This window comes from Catellatospora sp. IY07-71 (assembly GCF_018326265.1).
Classification (GTDB): Bacteria; Actinomycetota; Actinomycetes; order Mycobacteriales; family Micromonosporaceae; genus Catellatospora.
The window spans coordinates 5,152,669-5,167,127 of the sequence record NZ_AP023360.1; the positions used below are offsets into that span (position 1 = coordinate 5,152,669).

Consider the following 14,459-nt stretch of genomic DNA (forward strand, 5'->3'; position numbering starts at 1 on the left):
TGCCGTTAAATCGGAATCTGAAATGCAAGTTAAAGGAGACCGCTGCCACCATGCTGTCCACGTCCTCGGCCGGGACCGTCCGCGCCACCCTGCCCGTCGTCGGCGCCGCCATCGGCGACATCACCGCGCTCTTCTACCAGAAAATGTTCGCGGCCCACCCTGACCTGCTCCGCGACCTCTTCAACCGCGGCAACCAGGCCGCCGGCACGCAGCGCCAAGCGCTGGCCGGCTCCATCGCCGCCTTCGCCACCTTCTTGCTGGAGCACCCCGACGGGCGTCCGGACGACCTCCTCGCCCGCATCGCACACAAGCACGCCTCCCTCGGCGTCCGCGCCGACCAGTACGAGATCGTGCACCGGCACCTCTTCGAGGCGATCGTCGAGGTGCTCGGCGAGGCGGTGACCCCGCAGGTCGCGGCCGCCTGGGACGAGGTCTACTGGCTGATGGCCAACGCCCTGATCTCTCTGGAGGCCCGGCTCTACGACGGCGACGACCAGGTGTTCTCCGAGTGGACGGTCGCGGGCCGAGCGCAGGAGACCGATGAGGTCGTCACCTTCACCGTGCGGCCCGTCGAGGGCGCCGCCCCGGCGTTCAAGCCGGGCCAGTTCGTCTCCGTGCAAGTCCGGCTCGCCGACGGTGCACGGCAGATCCGCCAGTACAGCCTTACCGGCGGCGATGCCGAGACGCTGCGCTTCTCCGTCAAGCGCGACGGCGAGGTCTCCACCTGGCTGCACGAGCACGCCCCTTCCGGCACCCGGCTGACCATAAGCCGCCCCTTCGGCCACATCGTCCTCGACGAGACCTCCGACCGCCCCCTCGTGCTGGCCTCCGCGGGCATCGGGATCACCCCGATGGTCGGCATGCTGGAGCTCCTGGCCGCGACCGGCGCCCAGCAGCAGGTGCTCGTCCTGCACGCGGACCGTAACCTCGCGGCGCACCCGCACCGGGCACATGTGGCCGATCTGGTCGGAAAGCTGGACAAGGCCCGATCCGTCGTCTGGTATGAGGACCCGGACCGCGGCGACGACGCTCTTCCCGGCCGGATGGACCTCGCCGGCGTCCCGGTCCCCGCTGATGCGGTCGCATACCTGTGCGGGCCGACGCCCTTCATGCGCGGCGTCCGCGAGCAACTGCTCCGGGTGGGCGTGTCCGCTGCCGACATCCACTACGAGTCTTTCGGCCCGGACCTCGGGCTGTCCTGACCGCACTGTCCCGACGGACGGCCACCGACTACGTTGACGGCAACGGCCACTGCTGGGCGCGACCCTGGCAGTGGCCGGTCGGAACCGGCCCGCAGCAGTGCCACAGTGCGACGGGCTGTGCACGCTATGGTGCGATGTGGACGCTCCCGATACTGTTCAGTGACGCTGTCGGGGAGGTCGGTGCGGTCACATGTTCCTGGGACGGATCGGCCGCGCCGCGCGGGTGTTCCTCGCGCAGACGCTGCGGCCCAAGACGCTGGCCGTGCTGGCCGGGCTGTCCGTGCTCTCCCTGGCGCTGCTGCACGCGGCGCGCGGCATACCGCAGTACGCCGAGAATCTCGCGCTGAACATGGGAGCGGAACTCGTCGGCGCGATCGTGATCTTCTTCGCGGTCACGCCGATCGTGCGCCGGGCGCAGCAGGGACGGGTCCACGAGCACCGGCGCCTGGACTACGAGTGGTACACCGACCAGATCACCGGCGCGCGGACGCTGGTGCGCGTGCTCGACACCTTCTCGGGTCTGTTCTCCCGCCCCGTCGACCAGCGCTTCTTCCGCGCCGCCACGGCCCTGGTGCGCCGCCGCGTGCCCATCCAGGTGCTGCTCATGGACCCCGACTCCCTCGCCGCCGAGCAGCGCACCGAGGAACTGCAGGGGCACAGCGACGTCAGGCTGGAGATCCTGCGCAACATCCGCCGGCTCGAGGCGTACCGCCAGGGTCTGGACCCGGACCTGCGGCAGCACTTCGAGGTCCGGCTCTACGCCGCGTCGGCGTCGGTGACGATCTACCGGTGGGACAGCCGCATGCTGGTCTCGTTCCTGCCGCTGGGCCGCCTTTCGGGTGACACGGCGCAGCTCGAGGTGTCGAGCGAATCGCCGCTGGGCACCTTCGTGGGGAGCGCTTCGACGACCTGTGGCGTCACGGCACGCCCATCGAGGACCACGTCGCGCTGCACATCACCGTCATGGACAGCACGGGATCCCGGGACTACGTCGCCAGGTTCGTCGTGCTCGATGACGAGCATTACATCGCCGACCCGCGCATCATCGCGCACCTGGCCCGGCACCGCGACGGCACGATCACGGCTCGCCTGGCCAAAGTGCCCTCTCAGGTGTACGCATTGCATATCGTGGCGGAGGAGTCCGACGTCATGTCGGACCTCAACGCGAACTTCCTTGCGAAATATGAACGACCAGGTGCGGCGTTCGTCCGGCTGGTGCCGGATCCCACGCCTACGAGGAGTGACCCGATATAACTGGCATGTTCCGTGCGCTCACCAGCCGGCAGCTGGACCCGCTGCTGAAGGAGCGCACCGGCCTCGACGAGGAGGACCGACGGCAGCGCCGCGGCATCGCCGCCGTGCTGCCGTTCCGGGTCAACGATCATGTGATCAACGAGCTGATCGACTGGGATCGGGTGCCCGACGACCCGATCTTCCAGCTGACCTTTCCGCAACCCGGCATGCTGGCCGCCCCCGACCTCGCCCGGATGACCGGCCTGCTGCGGGACGGAGCGCCCGAGCAGCACCTGCGCGCCGCCGCCAACGAGATCCGCTCACGTCTCAACCCGCATCCGGCCAACCAGACCGACCTCAACGAGCCCGTCTTCCAGGGCCGCCGGCTGCGCGGGCTGCAGCACAAGTACCGCGAGACGGTACTGCTGTTCCCGCGCCAGGGACAGACCTGCCACGCCTACTGCACCTACTGCTTCCGCTGGCCGCAGTTCGTCGGCGAGCCGGACCTGCGCATCGCCACCGACGACATGGACTCGGTCGTCGCCTACCTGCGCGCACACCCGCAGGTGACCAACGTGCTCATCACCGGCGGTGATCCGCTCGTGATGAGCGCCGAGGTGCTGCGGCGCCAGCTGGAGCCGCTGCTGCGCATCCCCTCGATCGAGGCGATCCGGATCGGCACCAAGGCACTGGCCTACTGGCCGCATCGCTTCACCGGCGACCCGGACGCAGACGACCTGCTGCGCCTGTTCGAGCAGGTGACGGCAGCCGGCCGCCACCTGGCGGTCATGGCCCACTTCTCACATCCGCGTGAACTCGCGCCCCGGGTCACGCGTCAGGCGATCAGCCGGATCCTCGCCACGGGTGCGGTCATCCGCTGCCAGGCGCCGGTCATCCGGGGCGTCAACGACGACGCCGCGGTATGGGCTGAGCTGTGGCGGGAGACGACCCGGCTCGGCATGATCCCGTACTACCTGTTCATCGAACGTGACACCGGGCCGCAGCACTACTTCGGGGTGCCGCTCGCACGGGCGTACGAGATCTACCGGGACGCGTTCGCGCAGGTCCCCGGACTGGCCCGGACCGCCAGGGGTCCGGTCGCCTCGGCGTCGCCCGGCAAGATCTGCATCGACGGCATCGTGGAACTCGCGGGGGAGCGGGTCTTCGCACTGCGCTACCTGCAGGCCCGCGACCCGGCGCTGGTCGGGCGGCCGTTCTTCGCGCGGTTCGACCCGGACGCGCTCTGGGTCACCGACCTCAAACCGGCGTTCGGCGCGGTCGAGCTGACTCCAGCCTGACCTGCGCCGGTTGCCGGACTCGGCCTGGCCGCCCCCGTGCCATCGGCACCCGGCCCGAGCAGGCCTTGTCCCTGTTGCACGCATCACCTCTAATGTGGCCATGCAGAGCGATCCGACACCGATCATCGTGCTGGTCGTCATCGCGGTGATCGCGGTGGCCGTCGTATCGGCCGCGGTCGGCCGGGCGCGGGACCGCCGCTACGTGGAAGGGGTCGCGTCCTGGGCGGCCTCGCTGGGCTGGCGCTACCGCGAGGGCGGCGGCGGCACCTGGACCAGCCGACTGCCCCGAGGCGTACGGTCCGGCGTGCGGCTGCTGGTCGAGGGCAGCCGCGACGGGTTTCCCGTCACCGTGGCGCACTACTGGTGGGAGACCCGGGAGCAGCGCACCCGGCAGGAGAACGGGCACACCAGGTGGGAGACCGTGACGGTCCATCACGCCGCGACCGTGCACGTGGTGCACCTGCCCGCCCAGCAGCCGACCGTGGCGGTGAACCCTCGCGGCCTGGGCTCGAAGATGGCACGTGGGCTGGGGCTGTCGGGCGTGGTCGAGGTGGGGGTCGAGGAGTTCGACCGCAGGTTCCGGGTCGACACCCAAGATCCGGCCGGGCGGGCGCTGATCACTGCGGCGCTGATCCAGGCGCACATCGCGGGTGCCGTGCCGGTGTGGAGCGTGGACGGCCGTGACCTGATCGGCGTGCAGAACCACGCGCTGAAGACCGACACCGTTCTTCCGTTCCTGGACAGCCTGCTGCGCGTGGCGAAGCTGCTGGCCGCGACCTGAAGCGGCGTGTCCCTGCCGCATCCCCGGCGTGCCGGCCGTCTCGGGGTGGCCAGGCGAAACCGCACTCCAGGTTCGCGGAGCCGCCCTGATAGCACCAAAGTGGACTGAAGTGGAGAAGTCGATCACCCATTGTGGAGACGATCATCCGGTCTGTAGGGTGCTGCCAATTCACGGAGGGGAATGGCATGGCGCGCCGTCGGATCAGAAGTCTGTCGATGACCATCGCGATGGCGTTGGCCGTGGGAACCGGATTGGCGGGACCGGCGGCAGCCGACGACCCGGTGACCGTGGACGCGATCACGCCGCGGGTGACCGCCGCGTCCGGCACGCTCAGCATCAGCGGTCGCGGTTTCTCGACGACCCCGTCCGACAACCTCGTACGGCTCAACGGCACCGCCCTGACCGTGACCGCGGCCACCGAGCAGCTGCTGGAGGTCGGCGTCCCGGCCGGTGCCACGTCCGGCCCGATCACCGTGCAGAGCCCCACGGGTGCCGCGACGTCCGCAGTGGACGTGTACGTCCCACCGGCCGCATTCACCCCGGCACAGGTGGAGACCTACCAGCGGATCGCGTCCGGGACGCCGGCCACCGCCACGGTCGCCACCGCGGGCAACATCTCCCTGCTGACCGTGGCGGGCCAGGCGGGTCGCCGGCTGAGCATCAAGCTGGCGTCCAGCACCTTCGGGACACTGACGAGCAGCGCCCGGATCTCGGTCTACCGGCCCGACGGGACCGCCCTGCTGGCCGCGACCGGCTTCGGCTCCAGCGGCATCTTCATCGAGCCGCTCGCCCTGCCGTCCGACGGCACCTACCAGATCCTGATCGACCCGCAGAACACGGCGGTGGGGCAGGTCGCCGTCACCGCCTACGACCTGCCGGCCGACCAGGTCCTCGCGCTGACGCCGGGCACGCCCGTCACCATGTCGGCGACCGTGCCGGGAGCCAACGCCACGGCCACGTTCACCGGCGTGGCCGGGCAGCGGGTGGCGTTGCAGGGTTCGGGCGGCACCTTCACCTCGTCGAGCCACGCGCTGCTGTCGATCCGCAGACCGGACGGCACGGTACTGGTGTCCGGCACGTCCTGCGGCACGTCCTGCTGGATCGACACCAAGACCCTGCCGGCCGACGGCGTCTACACGGTCCTGCTGGACGCGCAGTCCACGAACGTCGGCTCCCTCACCGTGAAACTGACCGACGTCCCGCCGGACCAGGCCCACACCCTGACCCCGGCGAGCACGCTGACCCTGACCACGAGCGCCGGGCAGAACGCGGTCGCGACCTTCCCCGGCACCGCAGGCGAGCGCGTCGCGCTGCGGTTCACCGGCGGCACGTACGGATCCCTGACCAACGCGACCGTCAGCCTCGCCAAACCCGACGGCACCACCCTGGTGTCCAGCACCTACTGCGGCACCTCCTGCTGGATCGACACCAAGACCCTGCCCGCCGACGGCGTCTACACGCTGCTGCTCGACCCGCAGACCTGGTACACCGGATCGCTGACCGCCGAGCTGTTCCTGGTGCCCGCCGACGGCGCATACCAGCTGATCCACGGCACGCCGGTGACGATCACCACTACGGCAGGGCAGAACGCCGTCGCGACCTTCCCCGGGACCGCCGGCGGGCGGGTGGCGCTGCGGTTCACCGGCGGCACCTACGGCTCGTCGTCCTACCTGCAGCTGGTCCTGCGCAAGCCCGACGGCACGAACCTGGTGTCCACCACCTACTGCGGCACCTCCTGCTGGATCGACACCAAGACCCTGCCCGCCGACGGTGTCTACACCGTGGTGCTCGACGCGCAGAGCTGGAACACGGGCTCGCTGACCGCGCAGCTGTTCACCGTCGTAGACCCGGTAGTGGCGGCGGCCGTGGGCGGCCCCGCGGTCGCGGTGACCACGACGACGCCGGGCCAGAACGCGACGGTCACCTTCCCGGCCACCGCCGGGCAGCGGGTCAGCGTCCAGCTCAGCGGCAGCACCTACGGCACCAGTTCGTCCAGCGTGTCGGCCGCGTTGCGCAACCCCGACGGCAGCACCCTGCTCGCCGCGGCGGGGGTGGGCTCGGGTGGCCTGCTGCTGGGACCGGTGACCATCGGCGCCGGCGGCACGCACACCGTCGTCCTCGACCCGGCCAACGACCTGGTCGGCGCGCTGACGGTCCTGGTCTCCGACGTCGCCGACGCCACCGCGCAGACGACCGCCGGTGCCGGGCCGGTCACCGTGGGGACCACCTCGCCGGGCCAGAACGCCCGGGTGAGTTTCCCAGCGGCCGACGGCGACCGGGTCGCCGTCCGCGTCAGCGCCAGCACCTACGGCTCCGGCTCGTCGAACCTGCAGGTGTCGGTGCTGCGCCCCGACGGCACCGTGCTGGTCCCGGCCACCGGTGTGGGCAGCTCGGGGGCGTTCATCGACGCCCGCGTGCTGTCCGGCGGGGGCACATACCAGATCCTGGTCGATCCGCAGGGCGCCGTCGTCGGCTCGGTCCAGGTCGAGGTCATCGCCGTGCCCGCCGACACCAGCGCCGAGATCCCGCTCGACGGCACCACCGTCCGCGCCGCGACGACGGTCGCCGGCCAGAACGCGGCCCTGACCTTCCCGGGCGAGGCCGGCCAGCGCGTCAGCATCCGGTTCGCCAACGGCTCCGGCTCGGTCTACGCGACCGTCACCGGCCCCGACGGCACCGTCCTGAAGGCACGCTGGTCGGTCGGCGCGGCCGACTTCACCGAACCGCTGACCCTGCCCGCGAGCGGGCAGTACCGGATCCTGCTCGACCCCAGCACGGCAGCGCTCGGCGTCATGGACGTGCAGGCCTGGCTGCTGGCCGCCGACCCGACCGCGGCCGCCGTCCTCGGCGGCGACCCGGCGACGGTCACCATCACGGCTCCCGGCCAGAACGCCACCGTCACCGTCGACGGCACCGCCGGCACCCGGCTGAGCCTGCGCCTGTCGGGCACCGTCGGCGTGTACGCCACCGTCAAGAAGCCCGACGGCACCGATCTCAAGGCCCGCTGGTACGCCAGCACCAGTGACTTCGCCGACCCGCTGCCGCTGCCGGTCACCGGCACCTACACGGTCGTGCTCGACCCGCTCACCACCAACGTCGGCACCACCTCGGTACAGGCCTACGACGTGCCCGCCGACCCGGTCCACACCGCCACGCTGGACGGCACGCCGGTGACCGCCACGGTGGCCGTGCCCGGCCAGAACGCCGCCGTCACCTTCGACGGCACCGCCGGGCAGCGCGTCTCCCTGCAGACGACCAGCCCGATGACCGTCTACGCCACCATCCGCAAGCCCGACGGCACCGACCTGAAGGCGCGCTGGTCGGTCGGGCAGAGCAGCTTCCTCGACCCGCTCACCCTGCCCGCCACCGGCACGTACACGCTGCTGCTCGACCCGAACCTGCACCATGTCGGCGACCTCACCGCCCGGCTGTGGTCCGTGCCGGCCGACCTGGCCGGCACCGCGACCCTCGACGGCAGCCCGCACACCGTCTCGATCGGCGTGCCCGGCCAGAACGCGCAGCTCGCCTTCACCGGGCAGGCCGGCCACCGGGTATACGTGCAGGCCGAGACGGTCGGCACCTTCACCGGCTCGGTCAAGGTCAGCGTCCGCGACGCGGCGAACACGACCCTCGGCTCGGCGACGGTCTCGGCCAGCGGGGCGGTGTTCGTCGGCCCGGTCGCCTACGCCGCGACCGGCGGCCACACCATCGTCGTGGACCCGCAGGGCGCCACCACCGGCGCCGTGCGGATCAGGGTCTGGGACGCCACCAGCGCCTCGGCCGCCGAAGCCGCCGTCGGCGGCGAAGCCGTCACCGTCACCACGCAGACCCCCGGCCAGGCCGGCCTGGCGACGTTCACCGGCACCGCCGGGCAGCGCGTGTCGATCACCGTCACGGGTGCTGCGTACCTGGCGGGCGGCGTGCAGCAGATGTACGACGCCGCGCTGCTCGGACCGTCCGGCAGCAGCATCGCCACCAAGTCGGCGAGCTCCCCGGCCAGTGCGCTGCTGGGCGCTGTCGTGCTGCCCGCCGACGGCGCCTACACCGTGCGGGTCCTGCCGCGCGGGCTGGGCGTCGGCACCGCACAGGTGCGGGTGCACGCGGTCCCCGCCGACGTGGCGCTGGCCGGGGCGATCGGCGGCGGCCCCGTCTCCGCCGCGCTGACCGCGCCGGGCGCCGCCGCCGTCATCACGTTCACCGCCACCGCCGGACAGTCGATCATCACCGACGTCTACGCGGGCCCCGCCCCGCTGAACATCGTCGTCACCCGGCCCGACGGCACCACCGAGTGCAGCAGCACCTCGCTCAGCCTCACCGCCGTCATGATGTGCACCGCCCGGCAGAGCGGCGAGCACCGCCTGCGGTTCACTCCCGCCACCGTCGACACCGGCACCTGGAGCGTGGAGCTGGTAGACCTCATCGGCACCCCGGCCGTGCCCGCGGCCGCGGAATGGTCCGGCGCGGACGTCTCGCTCAGCTGGAAGACGTTCACGCAGGTGAGCCTCGCCGGATACGCGGTCGTGCTCGACGGCAGCCCCGGCACCGACCCGGGCAGCACCGTCACCCAGGTCGCCGACAGCCTCTCGGCGAGGCTCCCCGACGGGCTGCACTACCTGCACGTACGCGCCGTCGCGACGACCGGCCTGGCCGGGCCGGCGGCCCACATCACCGTCAAGGTCGACGCGACCGCCCCGGTGATGACTGGTATCCAGGTGCCCAGCCACCCCGACCCGGACGTGGCGACCGCCTCGCTGACTGTTCAGGCCCTGTTCACCGCGTCGGACACCGCCGCCGGGGTGGCAGGATATGCCGTGTCGGTCACCCGCGGCCCCGACGACGAGCCGCTCGGCGCGGCCGACGCCGAGGCCGCGCACACCCTCACGCTGGCCGGGGAAGGCACCTGGTACCTGCACGTGGCCGCGGTCGACAGGGCGGGCAACCGCGGCACACCGATGCACCGCAGGCTCACCGTCGACCTGCCGCCCAGCGCACCGCACATCGCCAGCTCCACCCATCCCGTGCCGGGCACCGTGTACCCGGGACAGGACTTCGTGGCGACCTGGACCTCCGGCCCGGCCGACGCGGCCCGGTGGGCGGCGGTGCTCGACGGCGACCCGCAGACGGTGCCCGGCACCGCCGCCACGACCGCGCAGAACCGGTTCGGCGGGCGGCTGGCGGCGGGGGAGTGGTGGCTGCACGTACGCGGCATCGACGCGGCCGGTACGGCGGGACAGACCGCCCACTTCCGGGTCGTCGTCGCGCCGCGGCCGGTCGCGTTCCAGCAGCCGCTGCCCGGCCGCGCCGTCTGGGGCACGGCCGCTGTCGCGATCACCTGCCCCGGCGGCGGCCCGCTGGTCGTCGAGGCCCGCACCGCCGGCGGCGCCTGGCAGCAGGTCGGGTCGGCGGCCGTGGACGGCGCCGCCTGCCGGACGTCGTGGGACACGACCGCCGCGGCCTGGCCCGACGGCCGGTACGAGCTGCGTGCCCGCGACGGCGACGAGGTGGTGGCCGACGGCGTCGCGGTGACCGTCGCCAACGGCTCGGACGTACTGCAGCGACTGGAGTACGACTACGCGGCCGGGGCGCTGGAGCTGACGGACTACGTGCGGTTCAGCCTGTATGCGGTGGTGCAGCCGGGCACGGTGCCCGCCGTCTACACCACCGGGGCGGTGCCCGCCGAGCACGCGGCCGGTGCCCGCGCGGCGCTGGTCGGCCTGTTCGCCGACCTTCCCGCGGCCGCACAGCAGGAACTGTCGGCGTGGATGTCGCCGGTGCCGCTCGCCGACCCGCAGGGCGCGGCCGGGCGCCGGTCGGTGCTGCGGGCGGCCGGCGGCAACCCCGACTGCACCATTCCGGTGGTGTTCGGCGAGCTGCAGGCCGACTGCCGCGCCTACGGCGACAACTTCTCCGTCTACTACAAGTCCAGCAGCTTCGACGGCGCCGACCAGGAGCGGCCGCGCTACGTCCAGGACGCGCTGGACACCCTGGAGAGCAGCCGCACGTTCTACGTCGACGAGCTGGGCTACCGGGCACCCGGCCGGATCTACGCGGTGATGCACCCGTCGGCGACGTCGTTCAGCGGCGGGCTGTCACTGCCGCCGTTCCCGGGCTGCAACTGCCCGACCGGCGTCATGTTCCTCGACGAGGAGCACGGCGACATCCGTGAGCTGGTCCGCCACGAGATGTTCCACTTCATCCAGTACGAGTACATGAACCACCTGTACATCGGCGAGTACAACATGAACTGGTGGATGGAGGCGACCGCCAACTGGGGCGCCCACCAGGCGTCCGAGGCGGCGCGAGCCGGTGACGACGACTACTACTACAACCTCTACCAGTTCCTGCGCGAGTCGGAGCAGCGCTACGACGAGGGCGACTCCGTCCTGCAGGCGGGCGGGCCGGAGTACGGTGCGTTCATCCTCGCCGAGTTCATGCAGGAACGGCTGGGCGACGACGCGATCCGGCACAGTTGGGAGCGGCTGGAGGGGCAGGCGCGGCCGCTGCCGGGTGTCGTCATCGGCGAGCTGCTCGACGAGCGGGCGGGCACCGACGCCGCCACCGAGATCGAACGCTTCCGGCAGTGGGCGTACGTGCTCGACTCCGGCGGGTCGCCGGTCGGGTTCGCCGACGACGACGCCGACGAATGGCGGCTGAGCCTGGACAGGCTGCCGGGCATGCGGCCGCCGCACCGCACCGTCACGATCGGCTCCAGCGGCGACGACGGACAGGCCACGACCGGTGCCCTGAGCCTGCAGCAGACCGGTGCGCAGTACGTCGAGCTCGCCAACCCGGGCCGGTTCAACACGCAGCTCACCGTCGGCTTCACGGCCGGCGATCCGGCGGTGCGCGCCAGCGCCGTGCTGCTAGACGAGGACCGCCGCCCGAGTGCCGCCTGCGGCGGCGCGAGACCGGTGCACCGTGCCGACACGTACCTCGACCTCACCACCGCCTGCCCGAACGCCGTGCTGGTGTTCGTCTGGGCTGAACAGGACGACGACGGGCTGGGATTCTGGACGAGCGGGCAGTACACGATCTCCTACGCCCGGCACAGCGTCGACCTGTTCGGCGTTTCCGACCTCGGCCTGGGCGCCTACGGCAACATCACCAGCACCTCCGGGATCGGCCTGCGCCGCGGCGGCGAGCCCGACACCGAATCGGTCCTCAACGGATGCTGGTGCGAAGGCTGGGGAGTGGGCGTGCCGGGCGCGTTCGGCGCGTCGGTCAACGAGGACTACGGCGTCGACAACATGGAGCTGGAGCAGTTCAGCTACGCGGGTGGCGTGGTCAGCAGCACCGTGCGGGTGCCTGACGGGCTGCGGGTGGTGCAGACGACCTCGGCCTCGTCCGTGGACGAGCTGTGGGAGCTGCGGATCACGGTGTACAACACGACCGATGAGCCGCTGGGGCCGGTCCACTACCGGCGGGTCGTCGACTGGGACCCGATGCCGACGCTGTTCGACTCCTATAACACCGTTGCCAAGATCGACGGCACCGACACCGGATACCTCGCCGGGATCACCAACGACGGCTTCGCGAACCCCGATCCGTCGCTGCCGATGACGGACCTGGGCGCGACGGGCTGGTTCCAGGACTACGGCCCGGACGACACCGGCGCCCTGCTCGACGTCGACCTGGGCACCCTCGCTCCGGGCACGCCGAAGACGTTCTCGATCTTCTACGGCGTGACCGGCAGCGAGGCGGCGGCGATCGACGCGGTGACGGCCGTGGGTGCGCAGGTTTACTCGCTGGGCCAGGTCGCCACCGACGAGGGGCGGGACAGCGGGTTGCCGTACACGGCGGTGATGGCGATCGACGGCAGTGCCCTCACCACCACCGGGCCTGCGCTGCGCCTTTTCGCCGCCACGCCGCAGCGCGGCTGGGGTGCCCCGCAGGACACCTTCCTGCGTAGCACGACCGGGGTGCGCCCGCCGCAGCACCGCCCGCCGGGTGCCGCAGGGTGAGCACTACTGCTCGGCCGACTCGGCGGAGTGGCACCACGCGGCCGTGTCCACCGGGAATGTAGGACCCGCCTGCTCTGCGGGGGCGGCGCGGCCTGTGGCCGGGCCGCCCCCGCGGCGATCGGGGCCGCTGCAGATCGGGCAGCGCCCGGACCGCGCGTGCGCGGCCCTTGGGGCGGTGCGGCGTGGCGACGGGTTACGGAATCCGGGAATGTGCTCGTCCGTGGTGCCGTCGTGACCCGGTTGCCCGGCGCGGGAAGCGCCGGGCGACCGGTGAGCCGCACGGTGTCAGCCGGCGCGGCAGGTGAAGCCGGTGGCCTGGGCCCCGGTTCCGATGAAGCCGAAGGTGGCCGTGCCGTTCGGGGCGAGGGTGCCGTTGTAGGCGACGTTGGTCGCGGTCACGGTGCCTGCGGAGGTGGTGAAGTTCGCGCTCCAGCCGTTCTGGAGGGTGCCGGTGAATCCGACGGTCCAGCTGCGCGTGCCGGCGGCGCCCGCCGTGACCAGCACCTCGGCCTGGTAGCCGCCCGGCCACTGGCTGGTGATGCGCAGCGTGGCGGTGCAACCGGCCGGAGCCGGGCTGCTGGGCGCGGGGTTGCTGGGCGAGGGGCTCGCCTGGGACGGGCTGGGGCTCGGGCTGGCCGGGCTGGAGGTGGACGGTGACGGCTGCGAACCGCCGCCGAAGATCACGTCGCTGCAGGCGTAGTAGGACTGGTCGAGGTGGCTGGCCTGCCAGATCGTGTAGACGATGTGCCGGCCGGTCCGGCTGCCGGCGTTGACCTGGGCCGTGTAGGTGTTACTGGGCGCCTGCCTGCCGGTCTGGGTGACCAGCTCCAGCGCGCTCCAGGTCAGCCGCTGGGTGGTGGAGTCGAAGCCCTGCCGGGTGATGTACACCTGCAGGTAGTCCGCGCCGTGGGCGGAGGGGTCGTTGAGTTTGAGCGTGAAGTTGTTCGGCTTGTCGACCGCGTGCCAGCGGCCGGGGACGTCCATGGCGGCGTAGCGTCCGCCGACGGTCAGGCCGCCGCTGCACAGCGTGCCGTCGGGGATGGCCGCCTGGTGGTTGCCGGCGACCCCCTCCCGGAACAGGCCGTTCCAGTTCCACATGGCACCGGGTTCGGCCTGCCACGCCTGGTAGCACATCGGGTCCTGGGTCTGCATGGCCGGATTCGTGTGGTCGCCGCTCCAGCGCAGGTAGCAGCTGTATGCCCGGGTGGCCGGATCGGAGACCGCGCCGTGCGCCTGCGCCCCGGAGGACGCGAGCAGCGCGGCTCCTGCTGCCGCCACCGCGGTGACCGCGGCGACGACGGCGACTTGTGCTCTCTTCCAGTTCATAGCGACTCCAATCGCAGGTGGTAGCGGTTGTTTGGCTGAGTGCGGCTCATCGCTGGGCGCTGATGAAGCCGACGAGGGTGGCCGTCCACCAGCCGGCTTGGGAGATGGTCGCGACGAGGACCGCCGCGCCCAGCAGCCGGCGTGACGGCCGGGCGTTCCCTAGGCAGGCGAGCCGCTCCTGGACCCGCCCGGCCCATTGGCCGTTGAGCGCCACGGCGAGCACGGCGACGAGCTTGACCACGGTCAGGGGCGACGAGGTGTCGGGGGACAGCTGTGCCCCGCTGACCACCAGCAGGCCCAGCCCGAGCCAGATCGGTGTCTGCACCACGCGGGCCACCGAAACGAGGGTGGCCAGGTCCTGGCGGCCGAGCAGCCACATGAGGCCGGACCAGTCGAGGGTCAGCACCGCGCCGAAGCCGAGGACGACCGCCGCCAGGTGGACGAACAGCGCCACCGGGCGGATGCCGCTGCTGGTGGGCAGGTATGGCGCGGCTGCGAGCAGGGTGCCCCAGGCGACCAGCAGGCTGGCCGTGGTCACCGCGGCCGGGACCTTGCGGCGCCCGCGCGTCGCGGCGTCCACCACCGACATGCCGATCTCCTCAACTCCGCATGGGAACGCTCCCATTGTGGTGCGTCGATGTTAGGCAATCCGGCAACG

The 14,459-nt window shown here is 71.9% G+C and carries 8 protein-coding genes; 5 read left to right on the forward strand and 3 right to left on the reverse strand.

Features of this window, described 5'->3' with window-relative positions:
- Window positions 1-50: 50 nt before the first annotated feature.
- Window positions 51-1,202, forward strand: coding sequence for a globin domain-containing protein (locus tag CS0771_RS22820; RefSeq protein WP_212842895.1), 1,152 nt, complete (start codon window positions 51-53; stop codon window positions 1,200-1,202).
- Between the two features lie 124 nt (window positions 1,203-1,326).
- Here the strand turns inward: CS0771_RS22820 and CS0771_RS22825 are convergent, their stop codons facing one another.
- Window positions 1,327-1,944, reverse strand: coding sequence for a hypothetical protein (locus CS0771_RS22825; protein ID WP_212842896.1), 618 nt, complete (start codon window positions 1,942-1,944; stop codon window positions 1,327-1,329).
- A 221-nt stretch (window positions 1,945-2,165) separates the two neighbouring features.
- Between CS0771_RS22825 and CS0771_RS22830 the strand changes: the two genes are divergently transcribed.
- The 4 genes from CS0771_RS22830 to CS0771_RS22845 all read left to right on the forward strand — a co-directional run bounded on the left by CS0771_RS22830 (window position 2,166) and on the right by CS0771_RS22845 (window position 12,475).
- A complete protein-coding gene (locus tag CS0771_RS22830) occupies window positions 2,166-2,456 on the forward strand; it encodes a hypothetical protein (protein WP_212842897.1) in 291 nt (96 codons plus the stop codon).
- Window positions 2,457-2,461: 5 nt separating this feature from the next.
- Entirely contained in the window at window positions 2,462-3,733 is a 1,272-nt protein-coding gene (locus CS0771_RS22835; protein WP_244870964.1) for a KamA family radical SAM protein, read from the forward strand.
- A 100-nt stretch (window positions 3,734-3,833) separates the two neighbouring features.
- Window positions 3,834-4,514 (forward strand): hypothetical protein, encoded by a 681-nt coding sequence (locus CS0771_RS22840; protein ID WP_212842898.1) that lies wholly within the window; start codon window positions 3,834-3,836, stop codon window positions 4,512-4,514.
- Between the two features lie 215 nt (window positions 4,515-4,729).
- Complete coding sequence (locus tag CS0771_RS22845) at window positions 4,730-12,475, forward strand: IPT/TIG domain-containing protein (RefSeq protein WP_212842899.1); 7,746 nt, start codon at window positions 4,730-4,732, stop codon at window positions 12,473-12,475.
- A 285-nt stretch (window positions 12,476-12,760) separates the two neighbouring features.
- Here CS0771_RS22845 and CS0771_RS22850 read toward each other — a convergent pair whose 3' ends face one another.
- Together CS0771_RS22850 and CS0771_RS22855 are read right to left on the reverse strand one after the other, a co-directional pair.
- Window positions 12,761-13,801, reverse strand: a complete 1,041-nt coding sequence (locus tag CS0771_RS22850) for a lytic polysaccharide monooxygenase (RefSeq protein WP_212842900.1) — start codon at window positions 13,799-13,801, stop codon at window positions 12,761-12,763.
- A gap of 46 nt (window positions 13,802-13,847) precedes the next feature.
- Window positions 13,848-14,390, reverse strand: a complete 543-nt coding sequence (locus tag CS0771_RS22855) for a hypothetical protein (protein ID WP_212842901.1) — start codon at window positions 14,388-14,390, stop codon at window positions 13,848-13,850.
- Between the last annotated feature and the right edge of the window lie 69 nt (window positions 14,391-14,459).